We start from the raw sequence: 276 nt of genomic DNA on the forward strand, positions 1-276 counted from the left end.
CCCCGCCTTGGGCAGGGGGCCCAGGGCCGTCACCGCGAGCGCGTAGGGAGCATGCAGGCGCTCGTCGAGCACGAACGACCGCACCGCCCACTCGTGCTCGTCCGGGTCGCCCCGGAGCTGGAGGTACAGCCGGACGCGCGGCGACGGCAGCTCGTCGAGGCCATCCGGGAGCGCGTCGTGGGCCTGAACGTCATGCGGCATGGGGGGTGTGCTCCTCGGGTTGGATCTCGGTGGTGGCCACGGCGATCTCCAGCGCCCGGATCGCCCGCATGCGAT

General features: G+C 73.2%; 1 protein-coding gene. It reads right to left on the reverse strand.

The features are described from left to right. The coding region (locus tag OEB96_RS00135) for a hypothetical protein (protein ID WP_266213345.1) at positions 1–201 on the reverse strand (201 nt) is incomplete at its 3' end. Positions 202–276: the final 75 nt, after the last annotated feature.

The organism is Paraliomyxa miuraensis (genome assembly GCF_026337845.1).
GTDB classification, from domain to species: Bacteria; Myxococcota_A; Polyangia; order Nannocystales; family Nannocystaceae; genus Paraliomyxa; species Paraliomyxa miuraensis.